Source organism: Kitasatospora terrestris (assembly GCF_039542905.1).
Classification (GTDB): domain Bacteria; phylum Actinomycetota; class Actinomycetes; order Streptomycetales; family Streptomycetaceae; genus Kitasatospora; species Kitasatospora terrestris.
Window position 1 is genome coordinate 2,180,540 of the sequence record NZ_BAABIS010000001.1, and the last position, 19,658, is coordinate 2,200,197.

The 19,658-nt window shown below is 73.1% G+C and carries 17 protein-coding genes; 10 read left to right on the plus strand and 7 right to left on the minus strand.

The window, feature by feature from the left end; all coding sequences use genetic code 11:
* The first annotated feature begins 1 nt into the window (after position 1).
* The 5 genes from ABEB06_RS10070 (at position 2) to ABEB06_RS10090 (ending at position 5,269) form a co-directional block, all read left to right on the plus strand.
* The gene (locus ABEB06_RS10070) at positions 2-1,321 is read left to right on the plus strand and encodes a sulfate adenylyltransferase subunit 1 (RefSeq protein WP_345696477.1); all 1,320 of its coding nucleotides are present in this window, start codon (positions 2-4) and stop codon (positions 1,319-1,321) included.
* 216 nt (positions 1,322-1,537) lie between these two features.
* Positions 1,538-2,686: an aliphatic sulfonate ABC transporter substrate-binding protein gene (locus ABEB06_RS10075; protein WP_345696478.1), complete on the plus strand. Its 1,149-nt coding sequence runs from the start codon at positions 1,538-1,540 to the stop codon at positions 2,684-2,686.
* Between the two features lie 129 nt (positions 2,687-2,815).
* The gene (locus tag ABEB06_RS10080) at positions 2,816-3,622 is read left to right on the plus strand and encodes an ABC transporter ATP-binding protein (RefSeq protein ID WP_345696479.1); all 807 of its coding nucleotides are present in this window, start codon (positions 2,816-2,818) and stop codon (positions 3,620-3,622) included.
* Positions 3,606-4,520 (plus strand): ABC transporter permease, encoded by a 915-nt coding sequence (locus ABEB06_RS10085; protein WP_345696480.1) that lies wholly within the window; start codon positions 3,606-3,608, stop codon positions 4,518-4,520. The genes ABEB06_RS10080 and ABEB06_RS10085 overlap by 17 nt, the downstream gene beginning before the upstream one ends.
* Positions 4,517-5,269 carry a sirohydrochlorin chelatase gene (locus ABEB06_RS10090; RefSeq protein WP_345696481.1) on the plus strand — a complete coding sequence of 251 codons (753 nt, stop codon included), beginning with the start codon at positions 4,517-4,519 and terminating at the stop codon, positions 5,267-5,269. The genes ABEB06_RS10085 and ABEB06_RS10090 overlap by 4 nt, the downstream gene beginning before the upstream one ends.
* A gap of 7 nt (positions 5,270-5,276) precedes the next feature.
* Here the strand turns inward: ABEB06_RS10090 and ABEB06_RS10095 are convergent, their stop codons facing one another.
* The 3 genes from ABEB06_RS10095 to ABEB06_RS10105 form a co-directional block, all read right to left on the minus strand.
* Positions 5,277-5,858 carry a Uma2 family endonuclease gene (locus tag ABEB06_RS10095; RefSeq protein ID WP_345696482.1) on the minus strand — a complete coding sequence of 194 codons (582 nt, stop codon included), beginning with the start codon at positions 5,856-5,858 and terminating at the stop codon, positions 5,277-5,279.
* A 103-nt stretch (positions 5,859-5,961) separates the two neighbouring features.
* Positions 5,962-6,363 (minus strand): hypothetical protein, encoded by a 402-nt coding sequence (locus ABEB06_RS10100; protein ID WP_345696483.1) that lies wholly within the window; start codon positions 6,361-6,363, stop codon positions 5,962-5,964.
* A 1-nt stretch (position 6,364) separates the two neighbouring features.
* On the minus strand, positions 6,365-6,817 hold the full coding sequence (locus tag ABEB06_RS10105; RefSeq protein WP_345696484.1) for a MarR family winged helix-turn-helix transcriptional regulator: 453 nt from the start codon (positions 6,815-6,817) through the stop codon (positions 6,365-6,367).
* Between the two features lie 147 nt (positions 6,818-6,964).
* On the opposite strand from ABEB06_RS10105, the gene ABEB06_RS10110 reads away from it, so the two are divergent.
* Both ABEB06_RS10110 and ABEB06_RS10115 read left to right on the plus strand, forming a co-directional pair.
* Positions 6,965-8,158, plus strand: coding sequence for an MFS transporter (locus tag ABEB06_RS10110; protein WP_345696485.1), 1,194 nt, complete (start codon positions 6,965-6,967; stop codon positions 8,156-8,158).
* A 182-nt stretch (positions 8,159-8,340) separates the two neighbouring features.
* A complete protein-coding gene (locus ABEB06_RS10115; protein WP_345696486.1) occupies positions 8,341-9,162 on the plus strand; it encodes an aldo/keto reductase in 822 nt (273 codons plus the stop codon).
* A 61-nt stretch (positions 9,163-9,223) separates the two neighbouring features.
* Here the strand turns inward: ABEB06_RS10115 and ABEB06_RS10120 are convergent, their stop codons facing one another.
* Complete coding sequence (locus ABEB06_RS10120) at positions 9,224-10,276, minus strand: hypothetical protein (protein WP_345696487.1); 1,053 nt, start codon at positions 10,274-10,276, stop codon at positions 9,224-9,226.
* 143 nt (positions 10,277-10,419) lie between these two features.
* On the opposite strand from ABEB06_RS10120, the gene ABEB06_RS10125 reads away from it, so the two are divergent.
* Complete coding sequence (locus tag ABEB06_RS10125; protein ID WP_345696488.1) at positions 10,420-11,310, plus strand: helix-turn-helix domain-containing protein; 891 nt, start codon at positions 10,420-10,422, stop codon at positions 11,308-11,310.
* A 64-nt stretch (positions 11,311-11,374) separates the two neighbouring features.
* Here ABEB06_RS10125 and ABEB06_RS10130 read toward each other — a convergent pair whose 3' ends face one another.
* The 3 genes from ABEB06_RS10130 to ABEB06_RS10140 form a co-directional block, all read right to left on the minus strand.
* Positions 11,375-13,111: a DEAD/DEAH box helicase gene (locus tag ABEB06_RS10130; protein ID WP_345696489.1), complete on the minus strand. Its 1,737-nt coding sequence runs from the start codon at positions 13,109-13,111 to the stop codon at positions 11,375-11,377.
* Between the two features lie 213 nt (positions 13,112-13,324).
* Positions 13,325-13,528 (minus strand): cold-shock protein, encoded by a 204-nt coding sequence (locus tag ABEB06_RS10135; protein WP_345696490.1) that lies wholly within the window; start codon positions 13,526-13,528, stop codon positions 13,325-13,327.
* Between the two features lie 294 nt (positions 13,529-13,822).
* On the minus strand, positions 13,823-15,991 hold the full coding sequence (locus ABEB06_RS10140) for an MMPL family transporter (RefSeq protein WP_345696491.1): 2,169 nt from the start codon (positions 15,989-15,991) through the stop codon (positions 13,823-13,825).
* A gap of 440 nt (positions 15,992-16,431) precedes the next feature.
* On the opposite strand from ABEB06_RS10140, the gene ABEB06_RS10145 reads away from it, so the two are divergent.
* Together ABEB06_RS10145 and ABEB06_RS10150 are read left to right on the plus strand one after the other, a co-directional pair.
* Positions 16,432-18,639 (plus strand): MMPL family transporter, encoded by a 2,208-nt coding sequence (locus tag ABEB06_RS10145; RefSeq protein WP_345701795.1) that lies wholly within the window; start codon positions 16,432-16,434, stop codon positions 18,637-18,639.
* A gap of 66 nt (positions 18,640-18,705) precedes the next feature.
* A complete protein-coding gene (locus ABEB06_RS10150; protein WP_425559602.1) occupies positions 18,706-19,632 on the plus strand; it encodes a phosphotransferase enzyme family protein in 927 nt (308 codons plus the stop codon).
* Positions 19,633-19,658: the final 26 nt, after the last annotated feature.

Consider the following 19,658-nt stretch of genomic DNA (forward strand, 5'->3'; position numbering starts at 1 on the left):
CATGAGCACCACCATCGAGACCAGCGCCACCTCGCTGCTCCGCTTCGCCACCGCCGGCTCCGTCGACGACGGCAAGTCCACCCTGGTCGGCCGGCTGCTGCACGACTCCAAGTCGGTCCTGGCGGACCAGCTGGAGGCCGTCGAGCACGCCTCCCGCCGCCGCGGCCAGGAGGCGCCCGACCTGGCGCTGCTGACCGACGGCCTGCGGGCCGAGCGCGAGCAGGGCATCACCATCGACGTGGCGTACCGCTACTTCGCCACCGCGCGGCGCCGGTTCATCCTCGCCGACACCCCCGGGCACGTGCAGTACACCCGGAACATGGTGACCGGCGCGTCCACCGCCGAGCTGGCCGTCGTCCTGGTCGACGCCCGCAACGGCGTGGTCGAGCAGACCCGCCGGCACGCGGCCGTCGCCGCGCTGCTGCGCGTCCCGCACGTGGTCCTCGCGGTCAACAAGATGGACCTGGTGGAGTACGCGGAGCCGGTCTTCGCCGCCATCGCCGAGGAGTTCACCGCGTACGCCGCCTCGCTGGGCGTCAAGGACGTGGTGGCCGTCCCGATCTCCGCGCTGGCCGGCGACAACGTGGTCGAGCCGTCCGCCCACATGGACTGGTACGGCGGCCCGACCCTGCTGGAGCACCTGGAGACCGTCCCGGTCGGCAGCGACCCGAGCATCGAGCCGGCCCGCTTCCCGGTCCAGTACGTGATCCGTCCGCAGACCGAGGAGAACCCCGACTACCGCGGCTACGCGGGCCAGTTGGCCTCCGGCGTGCTGCGGGTCGGCGACACCGTCACGGTGCTGCCCTCCGGCCACACCAGCACGGTCGCCGGGATCGACGCGCTCGGCGCGGAGACGGACATCGCCTGGGCCCCCCAGTCGGTCACCGTCCGGCTCGCCGACGACATCGACATCTCCCGCGGCGACCTGATCGCGGCCGGCCCGGCCCCCGTCCCCACCAAGGACATCGAGGCCACCGTCTGCCACCTGAACGAGCGTCCGCTGACCGTCGGGGCGAAGGTGCTGCTCAAGCACACCACCCGCACGGTGCGCGCGCTGGTCAAGGAGATCTCGTACCGGATCGACATCGACTCCCTGGAACAGCGTTCCGGCGCCGAGGGGTTGAAGGTCAACGACATCGGCCACGTGGTGCTGCGCACCGCCGAGCCGCTGGCGCTGGACGACTACACCGACAACCGCCGGACCGGATCGTTCCTGCTGATCGATCCGGCCGACGGCACCACCCTCACCGCCGGCATGGCGGGCGAGGCGTTCGACACCGTCAGCACCAACGACGCTCCCGACGAGGAGGACTGGGTCTGATGCCCAGCGAGGCGTTCTCGGGCATGAACAAGGAAGGCGGCCGCGTCGGCAGCGGCGCCCTCGGCAGTGGCGAGGGCGGCCTGTCCCGATGTGGGTCCTGCCAGGGGCACTGATCCCCTGGCACCGGGCCCGGACCTTCCCACAGCAGGCGCCGGCCCGGCGCGACCCACGCACGACAGGCCACCCATCCCTACGTTCATGAACGGGACACCTCCCATGGCACCGAGCACCGAGTCCACCCATACCCCGAACCGCCCCAACGCCGGTCGGATCAGACGGGCCGCCGCCGTCACCGCGGCCGTGATCACCGCCGCCGGTCTGCTCTCGGCCTGCAGCTACGGCTCGAAGAGCACCGACAAGGCCTCCGCCGCCCCGGCCGCGTCCGCCGGCGGCGCCAAGCTCTCCGCCGACACGGTCAAGATCGGTTACTTCGCCAACCTGACCCACGGCACCGCCCTGGTCGGCCTGCAGCAGGGCCTGTTCCAGAAGGAGCTCGGCGCCACCCAGATCAAGACCCAGGTCTTCAACGCCGGCCCGGCCGAGATCGAGGCGCTGAACGCCGGCTCGATCGACATCGGCTGGATCGGCCCCTCCCCGGCGATCAACGGCTACACCAAGTCCGAGGGCAAGTCCCTGAAGATCATCGGTGGTTCGGCCTCCGGCGGCGTCAAGCTGGTGGTCAACCCCGACAAGATCAAGACGGTCGACGACCTCAAGGGCAAGAAGATCGCCACCCCGCAGCTGGGCAACACCCAGGACGTGGCGCTGCTCAACTACCTGGCGGGCAAGGGCTGGAAGGTCGACGCCCAGTCCGGCGCCGGCGACGTCAGCGTGGTCCGCACCGACAACAAGGTGACCCCGGACGCGTACAAGTCCGGCTCGATCGACGGCGCCTGGGTGCCCGAGCCGACCGCCTCCAAGCTGGTCACCCTCGGCGCCAAGGTCCTGCTGAACGAGAAGGACGTCTGGCCCGACAAGAAGTTCGTGATCACCAACATCATCGTCTCGCAGAAGTTCCTCACGGAGCACCCGGACGTGGTCGAGGCCGTGCTGCGCGGCTCGGTGAACACCAACGCCTTCATCAAGGCCAACCCCGACCAGGCCAAGGCCGCCGCCAACGCCCAGATCAAGGCCGACGCGGGCAACGCCCTGGACGCCGCGGTGCTCGACCCGGCCTGGGCCGACATCGACTTCCTGGACGACCCGCTGGCCGGCACCCTGCAGGCCGAGGCCGACCACGCGGTGACCGCCGGGCTGCTCAAGAAGCCCACCCTGGCCGGGATCTACGACCTGAACCCGCTCAACAAGGTGCTCAAGGAGAAGGGTCAGCCGGCCGTCGCCGACGCCGGTCTCGGCGCCAAGTGACCCGACCCCTCCCGTAGCTCCGCGGTCCGCGCCCCGCCCCTGCCCCCTCGATGCCCACCCACCGGGCCGGGGCGGGGCCGGACCCCGGCTCCCAGCCGCCCACCGCCAGACTCCACGCAGGAGGTGCCCATGACCACGGCACTGACCACCTCGGCAGCCGCCCCCGCCGTCGACACCCCGGACGGCGAGTACGCCGTCCGGCTCTCGCACGTGCACAAGACCTTCGGCCGTCCCGGCACCGCAGCCCCGGTGCTGGACGACATCAGCCTCGACGTCGCGCCCGGCGAGTTCGTCACGCTGCTCGGCGCCTCGGGCTGCGGCAAGTCCACCCTGCTCAACCTGGTGGCCGGCCTCGACCGGCCGACCGCCGGCACCATCGAGGTGCCCGGCGCCCGCCCCGCCCTGATGTTCCAGGACCACGCGCTGTTCCCCTGGCTCAGCGCCGGCAAGAACATCGAACTCGCCCTGCGCCTGGCCGGCGTGCCCAAGGCCGAGCGCCAGTCCGAGGCCGAGCGCCTGCTGGAGCTGGTCCGGCTCGGCGGCTCGTTCAAGAAGCGGGTGCACGAGCTGTCCGGCGGCATGCGCCAGCGCGTCGCGCTGGCCCGCTCGCTCGCCCAGGGCTCCAACGTGCTGCTGATGGACGAGCCGTTCGCCGCACTCGACGCCATCACCCGCGACGTGCTGCACGACGAGATCACCCGGATCTGGGCCGAGCAGCGGCTCAGCGTCCTGTTCGTCACCCACAACGTGCGCGAGGCCGTCCGGCTCGCCCAGCGGGTCGTCCTGCTCTCCTCCCGGCCCGGCCGGATCGCCAAGGAGTGGCGGATCGACCTGCCGCAGCCGCGCCGCATCGAGTCCGCGGGCGTCGCGGATCTGTCCATCGAGATCACCGAGCACCTGCGTGGGGAGATCCGCCGCCATGTCCAGCAGCCCTGACACCACCCTGGTCAAGGACCAGGACCAGCAGCCGGAGACCTCCGACTCCGCGAGCGTCGAGGCCGGCCTCGACGCCCTGGAGACCTACCAGGCCCAGCGCACCCCGATCGGCCAGGTGCTCCGCCAGAAGGTGCTGCCGCCGATCCTCGGCATCGCCCTGGTGCTCGCCCTCTGGCAGCTCGCCTACAGCCTCCACCTGACGAGCTCCTACAAGCTGCCCAGCCCCGCGGACGTGTTCGTCGCGTTCCAGGACCTCTGGTACCAGGGCACGCTGTTCTCGATCATCTGGACCAGCGTCTGGCGCGGCCTGTCCGGCTTCGCGCTGTCCGTCGTCATCGGCACCCCGCTCGGCCTGCTGGTCGCCCAGGTCAAGCCGGTCCGCGCCGCCGTCGGCCCGGTGCTCGCCGGCCTCCAGTCGCTGCCCTCGGTCGCCTGGGTGCCGGCCGCGGTCATCTGGCTCGGCATCAACGACTCCGCGATGTACGCCGTCATCCTGCTCGGCGCCGTCCCGTCCATCGCCAACGGCCTGATCTCCGGCATCGACCAGGTCCCGCCGCTCTACCTGCGGGCCGGCAAGACCCTCGGCGCCACCGGCCTGCGCGGTGCCCGCCACATCCTGCTGCCCGCCGCCCTCCCCGGCTACCTGGCCGGCCTCAAGCAGGGCTGGGCCTTCTCCTGGCGCTCCCTGATGGCCGCCGAACTCATCGCCTCCTCCCCCGACCTGGGCCTCGGCCTCGGCCGGTACCTGGAGAACCAGCGCGAGTTCAACGACATGTCCGGCGTGCTGCTCGGCATCGTCCTGATCCTCGTCGTCGGCGTCGCCATCGACCTGCTGTTCTTCTCCCCGATCGAGCGGCGCGTCCTGCGCAGCCGCGGACTGCTGGTGAACACCCGATGACCCGCCGCCCCGAGGGGGCCGCCGCCCCCTCGGGGCCCACCCTCCTCCTCATCGCCCACGGCAGCCGCGACCCCCGGCACGCCGCCACCGTCGACCGACTCGTCGGCGCCGTCCGCGCCCTGCGCCCCGGCCTCGACGTCGCCACCGCCTACCTGGACCACTGCGCCCCGCGCATCCCCCAGGTCCTCGGCCGGCTCACCGACGCCGTCGCCGTCCCGCTGCTGCTGAGCCGCGCGTACCACGCCAAGCACGACATCCCCGCCGCGCTGCGCGCCGCCGGTGCCGCCCTCCCGGTCGCCGACGTGCTCGGCCCCTCGCCCCTGCTGCTCGACGCCCTCGACCGCCGCCTCGCCGAAGCCGGCCTGGACGTCCGCTCCCCCGCCGTCCGCGCCCGCACCGGCGTGGTCCTCGCCTCCGCCGGGTCCTCCGACCCCGCCGCGAACGCCGCCACCCGCGCCGTCGCCGCCACCTGGCAGGCCACCCGCGGCTGGGCCGCCGTCGAACTCGCCCACGCCTCCACCGGCGGCCCCACCGTCCAGGACGCGATCGCCGCCCTGCGGGCCCGCGGCGCGGCCCGCACCGCCGTCGCCCCGTACCTGCTCGCCCCGGGCCTGCTCCCCGACCGCATCACCGCCGCCGCCACCGACGCCGACCTGGTCGCCGACGTCCTCGGCGCCTCCCCGGAGCTCGCCCACCTCCTCCTGGCCCGCTACGACGCCGCCGCCCTCACCGCCGCCCTCGCCGCCTGACCCGACGTCACAGCCACCGCTGCGGGTCCGTCAGATCAATGTCGATCGGGAACGGCAGATCGAGGGCCAGCCGCTTCCGGTGGATCCCCACCGGCGCGTACGCCCCGGTCGCCCCGTCCCGCTCGAAGACGTGCACCGCGAGCTCTCCGCTCTCGTTCTCCACCCGCCAGAAGTGCGGGAACCCGGCCCCGGCGTACTTGCGCGGCTTCACCTCGCGGTCACGCGCCACCGAGTCCGGCGACACCACCTCGACCGCCAGCATCACGTCACCCGGCTGGAAGGTGGTCTGCCGGGCGTCCGTGGCCGCCTCGCGTGGCACCACGATGATGTCCGGCTCGGGGCGGTCCCGCCTGCCGAGGGTCACCGTCATCTCGCGGATCGCCGCCAGCTCCGCCGGTTTGGCCTGGAGCAAGCCGTAGTACAGCAGGTTGATCGCACAGAGGTGGAAGAGGGACTGCGGACTCACAAAAACCAGACTCCCGTCGAGCAGCTCCGTGTGCGGAGGCAGGTTCGGAAGCCGGTCGAGGTCGTCGGCGGTCCAGCCGCCCTCGGGGGGAACGGGCCAGGTGGGCTCAGGTGCGACGGTCATCGGTGCTCCCATGGGCCGGAGTCTCACAGCTTCTCCAGCGTACCCAGAGCGATCCGCCGATCACTCACCCCGACGAGCGAGCGCACGCCACCGGCGCGCGGTGTCACGCCCTGGGCGCGGCCCAGTGCAGGGCCCGGGCGGCGCAGCTCTGCTGGTAGGGCGTGCCGTGCGCGGCGGCGGTGGTCAGCGCGTCCACCGTGCGGCGGCGGCCGAGCGCGTCGAGCAGCGCGCGGGTGAGCCAGCTCGGCGAGGTGGGGTCGTCGTCGGCGAGCAGGGCCCGGACGACCAGGTCGGCGTGGTCCGCGGTCAGCCGCCGGTCCGCTTCGAGGGCCCGGTACGCGGTCTGCCGCTTGTGCCCGATGCGGTGGTACTGGGCGTAGCCGGGTGCACGCGCGTCGAGTCGGGCGACCCGTTCGTCCGGCTGCTCCTCGTAGCGGAGGCCGAGCGCGCCGAGCAGCGCGTCCAGCGCCGCCTCCTGGGCCGACAGCCGTTCGTCGCGTTCCATGTCAGCGGTTCACCGACTCCACGGCGCTGACCAGCGGGGCGAGTTCGGGGTTCTTGGCGGCTTCGTCGAGGGCCTCGCGCAGCGCGCTGTCGTTGGTGGGACGGGCGGCCGCTAGGAGGGTGAGGCCGGCTTCGCTGACGTCGGTGTAGATGCCGCGGCGGTCGGTGGGGCAGAGGTAGCGGGCGAGCAGGCCGCGGTCCTCCAGGCGGGTGACCAGGCGGGTGGTGGCGCTCTGGCTGAGCACGACCGCGTCGGCGACCTGCTTCATCTGGAGGTGGCCGCCCTCGCCGTCGTGCTGGCGGCTGAGCACGTCGAGCAGCGAGTACTCCCGGACGCTGAGGTCGTGCTCGGCCTGCAGGGCGCGTTCGATGTGCGCGTCGATCCGTCCGTGCAGCACGTAGAGCGCGGCCCAGCCGCTGGCGAGGGCGGTCAGCGCGGGATCGGTGGCGGTCACGGGCCCGGTCTCCTTCCGAGGGCTTGCGAGGACGACGATTCCCAGGATACCCGCATCCGAAGATTGCCAGCGTTTGCATATACCGAGCGTCTGCAACTATTGTCGAAGCACGTAAGACGCACAAGCAATCGCATGGAGGGTGGCGTCATGCCTCTCGCGCTCCTCGCCCTGGCCATCGGGGCCTTCGGGATCGGAACCACCGAGTTCGTGGTGATGGGCCTGCTGCCGCAGATCGCCGGCGACTTCGGGGTGTCGATCCCCACCGCCGGCCTGCTGGTCACCGGGTACGCGATCGGCGTCGTGCTCGGCGCGCCGCTGATGACGGCGCTCGGCACCCGGATGAACCGCCGGACCATGCTGATGCTGCTGATGGGCCTGTTCACGGCCGGCAACCTGCTGTCCGCGGTGGCGCCGGGCTTCGGCCTGATGCTGGCGGGCCGGGTCGTCGCCTCGCTGGCGCACGGCGCGTTCTTCGGCATCGGCGCGGTGGTCGCCGCCGACCTGGTGGCGCCGGACCGGAAGGCCGGCGCGATCGCCACCATGTTCACCGGCCTGACCGTCGCCAACATCGTCGGCGTCCCGCTCGGCACCTTCATCGGCCAGGCGCTCGGCTGGCGGGCCACCTTCGCCGCGGTCGCCGCGCTGGGCGTGGTCGGGCTGCTGGGCATCGCCCGGCTGGTCCCCCAGCTGCCGCGCCCCGAGGGCACCCGGCTGCGCCGCGAGCTGGCCGCGTTCCGCAACGTCCAGGTGGTCCTGGCGATGGCGATGACGGTGCTCGGCTTCGGCGGGGTGTTCGCCGCGATCACCTACATCGCCCCGATGATGACCACTGTGGCGGGCTACTCGGAGGGCGCGGTGACCTGGCTGCTGGTGCTGTTCGGCGCCGGCATGTTCCTCGGCAACCTGCTGGGCGGCCGCTTCGCCGACCGCCGCCTGATGCCGATGCTGTACGTGACGCTCGGCGGCCTGTCCGTGGTGCTCGCCGTGTTCACCTTCACCGCGCACAGCAAGGTGCTGGCCGCCGTCACGATCCTGCTGGTCGGCGCACTGGGCTTCGCCACCGTCCCGCCGCTGCAGAAGCGCGTCCTGGACCAGGCGCACGGCGCCCCCACCCTGGCGTCCGCCGTCAACATCGGCGCCTTCAACCTCGGCAACGCGCTGGCCGCCTGGCTCGGCGGCCTGGTGATCACCGCGGGTCTCGGCTACACCGCCCCGAACTGGGTCGGCGCCCTGCTCGCCGCCTCCGCGCTGGTCCTCGCGCTCTGGTCGGCCGCCCTGGAGCGCCGCACCCCGGCCCGCGCACCGCTCGCCGCCCCCACCGCCGTCCCCGTCCACCACTGACCCGCCGATCCGGCCCGCCCGAGGACCCGCCACGACCACCAGGACCCCGCAGGACGTCTTCGCCGACCTCCCGGACGCCGAGTGGCAGCTGACCCCGCAGTCCGCCGACGACCTGCTGTTCCTCCGGTGGGCCGCCGCCACCTCACCGACCGCACCGACCGCACCGCGTAAGGAAAACCGCCATGACCGTCCCCACCGTGAAGCTCAACAACGGCGTCGAGATCCCCCAGCTCGGCTTCGGCGTCTTCCAGGTCCCCGACGAGGAGACCACCGCCGCCGTCGCCGCCGCCCTGGAGGCCGGCTACCGCAGCATCGACACCGCCGCCGTCTACGGCAACGAGGCCGGTGTCGGCCGGGCCCTCGCCGACTCCGGCCTGGCCCGCGAGGAGCTGTTCGTCACCACCAAGGTGTGGAACGCCGACCAGGGGTACGACGCCACCCTGCGGGCCTTCGACGCCAGCCTCGACAGGCTCGGCCTCGACCACGTCGACCTGTACCTGATCCACTGGCCCGCCCCCGCCCGGGACCTGTACCTGGACACCTGGCGGGCCCTGGAGAAGCTCGCCGCCGACGGGCGGATCCGCGCCGCCGGCGTCTCCAACTTCCAGCCCGCGCACCTGCAGCGGGTGCTGGACAGCAGCGGCCTCGTCCCGGCCGTCAACCAGGTCGAGCTCCACCCGGGCCTGCAGCAGTCCGAACTGCGCGCGTTCCACGCCCGGCACGGGATCGCCACCGAGGCGTGGAGCCCGCTCGCCCAGGGCGCCGTCCTCGCCGACCCGGCGATCACCGCGATCGCCGCCCGCACCGGCAAGTCGCCCGCCCAGGTGGTCCTGCGCTGGCACCTGGAGCTCGGCACCGTCGTGATCCCGAAGTCCGTCACCCCGGCCCGGATCCGGCAGAACCTGGACGTCTTCGACTTCCGGCTGACCGAACAGGACCTGGCGGCGATCGCCGCCGACGACCGCGAGCTGCGCACCGGCCCGCACCCGGACCTGTTCGACTGACCCCCGCTCCGAGCCGGTGAAGGGGCCGCACCCACCGGGTGCGGCCCCTTCAGCACTTGTCTCAGCCCACCCGGCGGAGCGTGAACTCGTCCACCGGGGTGCCCGCGAACAGCAGGTCGAGCCGCCCGGACAGCTGGTACACGCTGCCGCCGGGGCCGGGGGTGAGCACGGTGGTCGCCGCGTCCGGCGTCGGCCGGACGGCGGTCAGCCTGGCGGTCCGCCAGCCGTCGGCGGAGCGCAGCTCGACCCGGGACTCGGCGCCGCTGCCGCCCAGGTGGTTGGTGATGCCCAGCAGCGTGCCGTCCGGCCGGGAGAGCAGCCCGTCCAGGCCGAGCAGCCGGTCGCCGTCCCCGGCCACGGGGATCCGCGACAGCCGCTCGGGGCGGGCGATCGGCACCCGCCAGAGCGTGCCGTCGTCGTACTTGCCGATCACCAGCGTCCCGCCGCTGCGGACGATGCCGTTCAGCCCGAAGGCACCCGGCTGCGGGGCCAGCCGGTCGTCCCGGACCAGGACGGACGCCGTCCCGCCGGGCGCCACCCGGTAGACGACCGGCGCGAAGGAGTCGGTGACGTACACCGTCCCGTCCGGGCCGACCACCAGGTCGTTGGCCAGGTGCTCGCCGCCGTCGGCGGCCACCGCGGCCAGGTCGGTGTAGAACAGCCGGCGCCCGGTCGCCAGGTCGTACGCGCCGATCCCGGCCACCCGGCGGGTGGTGGCCGCGGTCGACCGCAGGCCCGCCCCGGTGTCGCCGTTGGCGACCAGGATCCGGCCGCGCTCGGCGTCCACGTGCACCCCGACCACGGTGACCAGCGCCGGGTCGTCCACCAGCACCGCCGTCGACCCGTCCGGCCGGACGGCGGCCACCGTTCCGTGCCGCATCGAGCCGACCAGGAACCGGCGGTGCACCGGGTCCCAGCCCGCCCCCTCGGGGTGCAGCGAGTCCCCGTGTCCCACCAGCACCGCCGGGTAGCGCCCGGTCTGCGCCGCTGTCTGTGCCACTGCCGGTGACGCCGGCTGCCCCGCCGCCCCGGCCGGCGCCGCGCCCGTGCCCAGCACGACCGCCACCGCCGCCGCGACCAGTGCCGCCCGAACCGTCCACGTCCTCGTCGTCATCCGCCCCTGCTCCTCCGTGCGTTCCTCGCTGACGTCCACCACTCTTCCGGCGGGCCGCGACGGGCGGCAGTGCGTGTCGATGCTGGTAGTCGGAGTGACAGGCACCGGGCGGATACTGGTGGTCGGACCGAGAGGGGGGTCGCATGAGTGACGAGGAGTTCCGGCGGCAGGCGCTGTCGAGCTTCCTGCGGGCGCGGCGCGCGGCGGTGACGCCGGAACAGGTGGGCCTGGCACCCGGGGTGCGGCGGCGGACGCCGGGGCTGCGCCGGGAGGAACTGGCGCTGCTGGCCGGGGTCGGGGTGACCTGGTACACCTGGCTGGAGCAGGGCCGGGAGATCAACCCCTCGCCGGAGGTGCTGAGTTCACTGGCGCGGACGTTGCGGCTGGACCGCGCCGAGACCGACTACCTGTTCCGGCTGGCCGGCAGCGCACCGCGTCCGGCCCCGCCGGACCGGATCCCGCAGGTGCCGGCCGCGCTGCTGCGGATGGTGCAGGCGCAGGCGCCGGCCCCGGCGTTCGTGATGGACGCCGACTGGGACGTGCGGGCGTGGAACCCGGCCGCCGAGGCACTGCTGGAGTTCTCCCGCTTCGCCCCCGCCGACCGGAACCTGGCCTGGGTGATCTTCGCCAACGAGCGCAGCCGCGCCCGGACCGTCGACTGGGAGCGCCACGCCCGCCGCACCCTGGCCGAGCTGCGGGCGGCGTACGGCGAGCGCGGCGGCGACGGCGCCCCGGAGGCGGAGCCGCTGGCGGCGCTGATCCGCCGCCTGCGGGCCGCCTTCCCGGAGGCGGACCGCTGGCTGGACGAGCACCGGGTGAGCGAACGCGCGGGCACCGAGAAGGAGTTGGACCACGAGACGGTCGGCCGGCTGAACCTGGACCAGGTGGTGCTGCGCGCCGCGGACGGCCTCCAGCTGGTGGTGGTCTCCCCGCGCGACCGGGAGACCGCCGAGCGGCTGCGCGCCCTCGTCCCGGCCACCGCCGACACCGGGGCTGCGGCCCGGACCGGAACCACCGCCGGGCCGGTCCGCTGAACGGCGGCGGGCCGCCGGGACGCGAACGTCCCGACGGCCCGTCGGCGCTGCTGAGCGGCGGCGGTCAGTCGGCCTTGCGGCGCTGACGACCCGTGCCGTAGTTGGAGCCGCTCTTCGACCCCGAGCCCGGCTTCGCCCGGCCCGAGGACTTGCCGATGAAGCCGGCCGCCATGTGCCCGCCGGAGCCGGCGCCAGGACGCTGCTTGGGGCGGGGACGGCGCGGGTTGCCGCTGGCGTCCACGTCCTTGGGCAGCCCGGAGCGCTTCGCCGGCGGACGGCGCCGCGCCTGGCCCTCGGTGCGCGCGGTCTGCTCGGTGCGCTCGGTCTGCTCCGCGCGCTCGACCCGCCGGGCCCGCTCGCCGCGGCCGCGACCACGACCGCCCTGCTCGCCGGCCGGGGCGGCCTGCGCCGCCGGTGCCGCCGCCGGCTGGTTCGCCCCCGGGACGGGCAGCGCGACCGGGACGCCAGTGGGGGTGCGCGCGCCGGTGATCCGGTTCAGCTCGGTGTCGGCCGGGCGCACCTTGGTGACCGTCGGCCGGATCCCGGCGACCGTCATCAGCCGGTTGACCTCGCGGCGCTGCTCGGGCAGCACCAGGGTGACCACGGTGCCGGACTCGCCGGCGCGCGCGGTGCGGCCGCCGCGGTGCAGGTAGTCCTTGTGGTCGATCGGCGGGTCCACGTTGACGACCAGGTCCAGGCCGTCGATGTGGATGCCGCGCGCGGCGACGTTGGTCGCGATCAGCGCGGTGACGTGACCGTCGCGGAACTGGTCGAGGACCCGGTTGCGCTGCGGCTGCGACTTGCCGCCGTGCAGCGCCGCGGCCATCACGCCGTTCGCCCGCAGCTGCTTGGCGAGCCGGTCGGCACCGTGCTTGGTGTGGACGAACATGATCACCCGGCCCTCGCGGGCGGCGATCCGGGCGGTCGCCTCGGCCTTGTCGGCCGGCTCCAGCTGGAGCACGTGGTGGTCCATGGTGGTGACCGCGCCCGCCGACGGGTCGACCGAGTGGGTGACCGGGTCGGCCAGGAAGCGGTTGACCAGCCGGTCGACGTTGCGGTCCAGGGTGGCGGAGAACAGCATCCGCTGCCCGCCCTCGGCGACCTGCTCCAGCAGCTTGACGACCTGCGGCAGGAAGCCCATGTCGGCCATCTGGTCGGCCTCGTCGAGCACCGTGATGGCGACGTCGTCGAGGTACACGTCGCCGCGGCCGATCAGGTCGTCCAGCCGGCCGGGGGTGGCGACCAGCACCTCGGTGCCGCGCCGGACCTGGTTGGCCTGCCGGGTGATCGACATGCCGCCGACCACGGTGGCGATCCGCAGGTTGAGCGCGGTCGCGAACGGGGTGAGCGCCTCGGTCACCTGCTGCGCCAGCTCGCGGGTGGGCACCAGCACCAGGGCCAGCGGGCGGCGCGCGTCGGCGCGGCGGCCCGCGGTGCGGACCAGCAGCGGAATGCCGAAGGCGAGGGTCTTGCCCGAGCCGGTGCGCCCGCGGCCGAGGACGTCCCGGCCGGCCAGCGAGTCCGGCAGGGTGGCGGCCTGGATCGGGAAGGGCTCGGTGACGCCCTGCGCGGCGAGCGCGGAGAGCAGGCCCTTCGGCAGCTCGAGCTCGGCGAACGACGCCGCCGGCGGACGCGCCGGAGTGCCCTCGACGGGCGTGAAGTCCTCGGCCGGTCGGACCTGGACGGTACGCGGGCCACGCGTCCGGTTCGCCGGACGGGCCCCCGAGGCGCCGCGCGGCGCGGAGCCGTTGCGGGGCGGGCGGGCGGATCGGTTGCGCGGCGGGCGTGCCTGGTCGGTCATGCTGCTCCAAGTCCTGGTGGGCCGTGGGCCACGGTGCGGCACGGACGGTGCGGGATGCACGGTGCGGTACCGGTGGCGATGAAGTCGGCCGTATCAGGAGTGGAAAGTCGCGCGGGCGCCGCCCCGGCCGTCCGGCGGCATGGGCGAGGGCCCGCACCCTGCAGGTTGCGGGCCCTCGCTGCGCGACTGTTGAGTCTGCTCGAAGAGCGAGTCTCAGATGGCGCGGATGTTCTCGGCCTGCGGGCCCTTCTGGCCCTGCGTGACGTCGAACTCGACCTTCTGGCCCTCGACGAGCTCACGGAAGCCGTTGGCCTGGATGTTCGAGTAGTGGGCGAACACGTCGGCGCCGCCACCATCCTGCTCGATGAAGCCGTAGCCCTTTTCGCTGTTGAACCACTTCACGGTGCCGGTAGCCATAACCGTCTCCACTTTCACTGGGGCGTCAGGGCCCACACTTCGTGGACCCCAAGTAGCCGCGATCCCCATCCGGAGAGAACACCGGACAAAACAAATGCGCCTGTTGGTTGGAACCAGCAGGCGCACACATACGTTCATGGGAACCAATACTGCAACTGCTTCGACTCTAGCACGACGACCGGTGGATGCGACGGGAAAAGTTCCCCTGGTCACACCGCGTTTGCCGGGCACGGAAGGGGGGCAGGCAGTGGGATCCACCGCCTGCCCCCTCCGCTCGGGAGCCCGCCCCGGCCGTCAGTGCCGGCCGGCCGCCTCCGGCTCGCGCTCGTCGAGCCGAACGGACGCCTCGTGGCTCGGCATCGCGCCGTGCCCGGGCCACCACGCGGCCTTGCCCACCAGGGCGGTCAGCGACGGCGTGAAGAACATCGCCATCACGAAGGCCGCCAGGAAGATGCCGAAGGCCATCGCGAAGCCGAACTCCAGCATGAAGACGTTGCCCGCCAGCATGAAGGTCGCGAAGGACGCGGCCAGGATGAAGCCGGCCGCCGCCACGGTCGGGCCGGCGTGGCGCAGCGCCTCGCGGGCCGCCTCCCGCGGGCTGCGGCCCTCACGGGCCTCCTCGCGCAGCCGGGCGATGATCAGGATGTTGTAGTCGGTGCCGATCGCCACCACGAAGAGGTAGATCAGGATCGGCAGCATGAACATCATGCCCGGCTCGCCCTTGAGGTTCTGGAAGAGCAGGGTCGCCGCACCGAGGGTGGCGGTGAAGCCCAGGCCGACCGAGGCCATCAGGTACCAGGGGGCGACCACGCTGCGCAGCTGCAGGCCCAGGATCAGCAGGATCAGCAGACCCGCGATCGGGAAGACCAGCTGGTAGTCGTGGGTCATCGCCAGGTTGATGTCCTTGTAGATCGCGCTGAGGCCGCCGACCTTCGCCTCGGTGCCGGACGGGGCCTGGCCGTGCGCGACGTCCCGCAGCTCGGTGACGGTGTCGATCGCCGCGTTGCTGTCGGGCTTGTCCTTCAGCATGACGGTGAAGTCGGCGGTCGTGCCGTCCTCGCTGACCTGCGGCTTCGGCGCGGCCTGGGCCACCCCGGGGACGGCGCCGAGCTTGGCGGCGTAGCTGTCGAAGGACGCCGGGTCGAGCTTGGCGCCGTTCAGACCGGCGAGGTAGACGTGGGTCGGGTCGGCGGCGCCCGCGGAGAAGCCGCGCGCCATCTTGTCCTGGACGACCATCGACTCCTTCTCCTTGGGCATGGAGCTGCCCGCAAGGTCGAAGATGCCGTTGTAGTTGAGCATGCCGGCCGACAGGGCCAGCAGCACACCGCCGGAAGCCAGGGCGACTGCGGCAGGGCGCTTCTCCAGGATCCGGCCGAGCGCGGTGAACCGGGCGTTGCCGGGCTCGTTCATCCACTTCTTGCCGGGCCAGAACACGCCGCGCGCCGGAATGACGGCGAGCAGCGCCGGGGCCAGGGTGAGCGAGGCGAACGCGGTGACGACGACGGCGATGGCCAGGCCCGGACCGAGCGCCTTGAACATGCCGAGGCTGGAGAGGATCAGCACCGCGAAGGCCACGGTGACCGCGCCGGCGGCGGAGGCGATCGCCTCACCGACCCGGCCGACCGCGTTGACCACGGCCTCTTTGCGGTCGTCGCCCGCTCGCAGCCGCTCGCGGTAGCGGAAGGCGAGGAAGAGGAAGTAGTCGGTGCCGACGCCGAGCACGACGACGATCAGGATCGCCGACAGGACCGGGGTGGACTCCAGGTCGAAGGCCTTGGTGGCGAACGCGATCAGGCCGTTGGCGGTCGGCATCGCGAACACCAGCGAGACCAGCAGCGGCAGCACGCCGGCCAGGACCGACCGGAAGATGATGCCGACGATGACGGCGACCAGGAGGACGGTGCTCAGCGCGATCAGCGCGTCGGCCGAGCCGGAGGCCTCCTGCTGGTCCAGCGACTGCGCGGCGGCACCGCCGAGCTGGAACTTGACGTCGGTACCGGCGGTGAGGGCCTTGCCCTCCTCGCGCAGGTGCTTGGCGACCTCGCCGTAAGCGGCCGGGTCCTGCTGCTTGGCCTTGTCGATGGCGATCGGGGCGAGCGCGTACTTGCCGTCCTTGGACGTGGTCTGCTCGCCGACCGGGATGATCTGCTGGACGGCCTCGATCTTCTTGTCGGTGAGGCCCTGGACGATCTTGGCCAGGTCGGCCTTGTCCGCCGCGGTCAGCGGTGCGCCGTCGTTGCGCTCGAACAGGGCGAGCGCGGAGGGCGTGAAGCTGGACGGGAAGGCCTTCTCCTGGAGGGTCGCGGCCTGGATCGATTCGTAGTGCTTCGGGAGGAACGCGGCCTCGTCCGTCTGTGCGGTGATCTTCGGCGCGGAGACGGCGATGGCGATCATGCCGACCACCCAGGCGGCGATCACCCACCAGGCCCTCTTGACGACGAATTGTCCGATTCGGTGGAACATGGTCGAGTCCCTAACCCCTTAGCCGGTCGGCAGGTAAGTATGTGCGTGCGTATCGTACGGTCATTTACCTGCCGCCCGGCAAGTTGTTGACTCCGCGACGGGGCGCCCCCCGGGGACGGCGAACCGGGCCCCGCACCATCGTCACCCGGGCCCACCCCCGCCCACCTCGTGCTCCGGGTGGAGTCCTCTCCCCCTCAAGGTGGACTTCTGGCCGCCCTCAAGGAGGAGAGGGCAGGCTCGGCACCTAGGGGTAACCCCACCATCGGAGGTGGGGGAAAGCCCAGGGACAACTCGGTGCCCAGCCGGATGTTCCGTCAGCTCGCGCTTCCGTAGCGTCTGTTGCGCAGCCGGACCGCAGCCGGCGCAAGGCTCCGGCGGCCGGGGGTGGCCGCCGCTTCTCCGTGGGGACAACTTCCGTGAAAGCAGGACTCGCCGCCACCATGGGCGCGTGGAGCGCCCGCCACCGCAAGACAGCGGTCTTCGGCTGGCTGCTCTTCGTCGTCCTCGCCGCCTACCTCGGCGGTGTGCACGGCAGCAACAAGGTGACCGACTCCGAGTCGATGCCCGGCGAGGTCGCCCGGGCCGCCAAGATCCTCGACGAGGCCGGGATCAAGTCCCCGGCCGCCGAGACCGTGCTCGTCCAGAGCTCCACCCTGACCGCCGACGACCAGGCGTTCCGCGCCGTGGTCGACCAGGTCGCCGCCGCCGTCGGCGCCACCGGGCGGACGGCCGACCTGCGCAGCCCGTACGACACGCAGGCGATCTCCGCCGACCGGCACTCCGCGCTGCTCCAGTTCACCATCACCGGGGAGGACCGGGAGAAGGCCGTCGCCAACGTGCCCGCCGTGGTCGACGCGGTGGCCGGCGTGCAGGCCGCGCACAAGGACCTGGTGGTCGAGGAGTTCGGCGAGGCCAGTGCCGGCAAGTGGTTCCAGGACCAGTTCCAGGACGACTTCGCCCGCGCCGAGTGGACGGCCGTGCCGCTCGCCCTCGGCATCCTGCTGATCGCCTTCGGCGCGCTGGTCGCAGCGGTGCTGCCGGTGGTCCTCGCGGTCACCGCGTTCGTCGCGGCCGGCGGCCTGGTCGCCCTGTCCAGCACCTTCCTGCACACCAGTGACGACGCCAGCTCGGTGATGCTGCTGGTCGGCCTCGCGGTCGGCGTCGACTACTGCCTGTTCTACCTGCGCCGCGAGCGGGAGGAGCGGGCCGCCGGCCGCAGCGCGGCGGACGCGCTGCAGATCGCCGCCGCCACCAGCGGCCGGGCCGTGCTGGTCTCCGGCATCACCGTGGTGGTCGCGATGGCCGGCATGTTCCTCACCGGCATCGCCGACTTCCAGGCGATGTCCGCCGCCACCATCATCGTGGTGGTCACCGCCGTGCTCGGCTCGCTCACCGTGCTGCCCGCCCTGCTGTCCATGCTCGGCGACCGGGTGGAGAAGGGCCGCGTCCCGTTCCTGCACCGCCTGCGCAGCGCGCAGCCCGCCGGCACCGGCGGCACCGGCGGCCGGGTGTGGAACGCGCTGCTCACCCCGGTGCTGGCCCGTCCGGTGACCGCCGCGGTGCTGGCCGGCGGCGTGCTGCTGGCGCTCGCCGCGCCGCTGCTGACCATGCACACCGCGAACCTCACCTTCCAGCAGCAGTTGCCCGCGGGCAACGCCCTGGTCGCCACCTCGCAGCGGATCGAGGCCGCCTTCCCCGGCAGCCCGGCACCGGCCACCGTGGTGGTGAAGGCGCGCGACATCGACTCCCCGGAGATGAAGGCCGCGCTGGAGCAGCTCCAGGCGAAGGCGCTGGCGAGCGGCGGGAAGATGCACGGCCCGATCACGGTCGACGTCCACGCCGAGCAGAACGTCGCCACCGTGGACGTCCCGCTGAGCGGCAGCGGCAACGACGCCACCAGCACCGCCGCGCTGAAGGCCCTCCGGGAGGACGTGGTGGCGTCCACCGTCCTCAAAGTGCCCGGCACCGAGGCCCCGGTCACGGGAAGCACCGCGGGGTCGCACGACTTCAACCAGCAGATGTCGAACTCCATGATCCCGGTCTTCGGCTTCGTGGTCGCCTTCGCCTTCGTGCTGATGCTGATGTCGTTCCGCTCGCTCGGCATCGCGCTGACGGCGGTGGTGCTCAACCTGCTGTCGGTCGGCGCGGCGTACGGCGTGCTCTCGCTGGTCTTCCAGCACGGCTACGGCGCGGCCCTGTTCGGCACCGCCGGCGTGGGCGCGGTGGAGTCCTGGGTGCCGCTGTTCCTCTTCGTGATCCTCTTCGGCCTGAGCATGGACTACCACGTCTTCGTGGTCTCCCGGATCAAGGAGGCGCACGACCGCGGCCTCGCCACCCGCGAGGCGGTCTCGTACGGCATCCGCTCCACCGCCGGGGTGGTGACCAGCGCCGCGGTGATCATGGTCGGTGTGTTCGGGGTCTTCGGCACCCTGTCGATGCAGTCCATGAAGCAGATGGGCGTGGGCCTCGCGGTCGCCGTCCTGCTCGACGCCACGGTGATCCGCGCGGTGCTGCTGCCCGCCACCATGACGCTGCTCGGCGAGCGCAACTGGTACCTGCCGAGCTGGCTCTCCTGGCTGCCGAACCTGGACCACGGCACCCCCGAGCCGCGGCACGGCGCCGAGGAGCGGGAGCGCGTCCTGGTCTGACCCGTCCCGTCCCGATGTGCGCGGCCCGCCACCGGCCGCGCACATCGGCGCACCCGCGCTGGCACGATGGTCCCCGTGCTGGAGCGACCCTTCGACGAGATGCGGGCCCGCCACCTGCTGCGGCGGGCCTGCCGGGCGGCCGGGCTGCCCGACCCCGACGGCGCGGCGCTGCTGGCGCTCGGTGAGAACGCCGTGTTCGACCTCGGCGACCCTGCGGTGGTCGCCAAGGTGGGCCGCGTCCCGTCCGCCGGCGCCCCCGGCTGCCGCGCCGCCCGCGAGCTCGCGGTGGCCCGCTGGCTGGACGGGCGCGGCATCCCGGTGGTCCGCCCCCACCTGCCGGAGGCGCTCGACGCCGACGGCCACCCGGTCTCCTTCTGGCGCCGCCTGCCGCCGGCCGTCCGGCCGGCCCGGGCGGCCGACCTCGCCCCGCTGCTGCGCGCCCTGCACGAGCTGCCCGACGCCCCGGACCGGCCGGCGCCGGCCTTCCCGCTGCCCCGGCGCGAGCTGCTCGCCCCGGTCGACCGCTGGCTCGCCGCGGCGGACGGCCGCGTCGACCCGGCCGACGCCGCGTTCCTGCGCGAGCGGAAGGAGAGCTTCGTCACCGCCCTCGCCGGGCTGACCCCGGTCCTGCCGCCCGGCCCGGTCCACGGCGACGCGCTCCCGCGCAACGTCCACGTCGGCCCGGACGGCCCGGTGCTGCTCGACCTGGAGACGGTCTCCGCCGACCTGCGCGAGCACGACCTGGTGGTGCTGACCCTCGCTCAGGACCGGTACGGGCTACCGGCCGAGGAGTACGCCGCCTTCACCGAGGCGTACGGCTGGGACGTCCGGGAGTGGCCCGGATGCGCCGTGCTGCGCGGTGCCCGGGAGACCGCGAGCGCCGCCTGGGTCGCCCAGCAGACGCCCGAGAACCCGGCCGCCGCAGCGGAGTTCGGTCGCCGGGTGACCTCGCTGCGTAACGCCGACGCCCGCGTACGCTGGTCCGAGTTCTGACCGATTCCCAGGGTCGCCCGCGATGT

Excerpts from the sequence above, each read along its gene's own strand:
- ABEB06_RS10120 (WP_345696487.1), bottom strand. The coding sequence starts at position 10,276 with ATGACGACGAGGACGTGGACGGTTCGGGCGGCACTGGTCGCGGCGGCG.
- ABEB06_RS10125 (WP_345696488.1), top strand. The coding sequence starts at position 10,420 with ATGAGTGACGAGGAGTTCCGGCGGCAGGCGCTGTCGAGCTTCCTGCGG.
- ABEB06_RS10135 (WP_345696490.1), bottom strand. The coding sequence starts at position 13,528 with ATGGCTACCGGCACCGTGAAGTGGTTCAACAGCGAAAAGGGCTACGGC.
- ABEB06_RS10145 (WP_345701795.1), top strand. The coding sequence starts at position 16,432 with ATGGGCGCGTGGAGCGCCCGCCACCGCAAGACAGCGGTCTTCGGCTGG.
- ABEB06_RS10085 (WP_345696480.1), top strand. The coding sequence starts at position 3,606 with ATGTCCAGCAGCCCTGACACCACCCTGGTCAAGGACCAGGACCAGCAG.
- ABEB06_RS10115 (WP_345696486.1), top strand. The coding sequence starts at position 8,341 with ATGACCGTCCCCACCGTGAAGCTCAACAACGGCGTCGAGATCCCCCAG.
- ABEB06_RS10110 (WP_345696485.1), top strand. The coding sequence starts at position 6,965 with ATGCCTCTCGCGCTCCTCGCCCTGGCCATCGGGGCCTTCGGGATCGGA.
- ABEB06_RS10070 (WP_345696477.1), top strand. The coding sequence starts at position 2 with ATGAGCACCACCATCGAGACCAGCGCCACCTCGCTGCTCCGCTTCGCC.
- ABEB06_RS10080 (WP_345696479.1), top strand. The coding sequence starts at position 2,816 with ATGACCACGGCACTGACCACCTCGGCAGCCGCCCCCGCCGTCGACACC.
- ABEB06_RS10130 (WP_345696489.1), bottom strand. The coding sequence starts at position 13,111 with ATGACCGACCAGGCACGCCCGCCGCGCAACCGATCCGCCCGCCCGCCC.
- ABEB06_RS10075 (WP_345696478.1), top strand. The coding sequence starts at position 1,538 with ATGGCACCGAGCACCGAGTCCACCCATACCCCGAACCGCCCCAACGCC.
- ABEB06_RS10090 (WP_345696481.1), top strand. The coding sequence starts at position 4,517 with ATGACCCGCCGCCCCGAGGGGGCCGCCGCCCCCTCGGGGCCCACCCTC.
- ABEB06_RS10095 (WP_345696482.1), bottom strand. The coding sequence starts at position 5,858 with ATGACCGTCGCACCTGAGCCCACCTGGCCCGTTCCCCCCGAGGGCGGC.
- ABEB06_RS10140 (WP_345696491.1), bottom strand. The coding sequence starts at position 15,991 with ATGTTCCACCGAATCGGACAATTCGTCGTCAAGAGGGCCTGGTGGGTG.
- ABEB06_RS10100 (WP_345696483.1), bottom strand. The coding sequence starts at position 6,363 with ATGGAACGCGACGAACGGCTGTCGGCCCAGGAGGCGGCGCTGGACGCG.
- ABEB06_RS10150 (WP_425559602.1), top strand. The coding sequence starts at position 18,706 with ATGGTCCCCGTGCTGGAGCGACCCTTCGACGAGATGCGGGCCCGCCAC.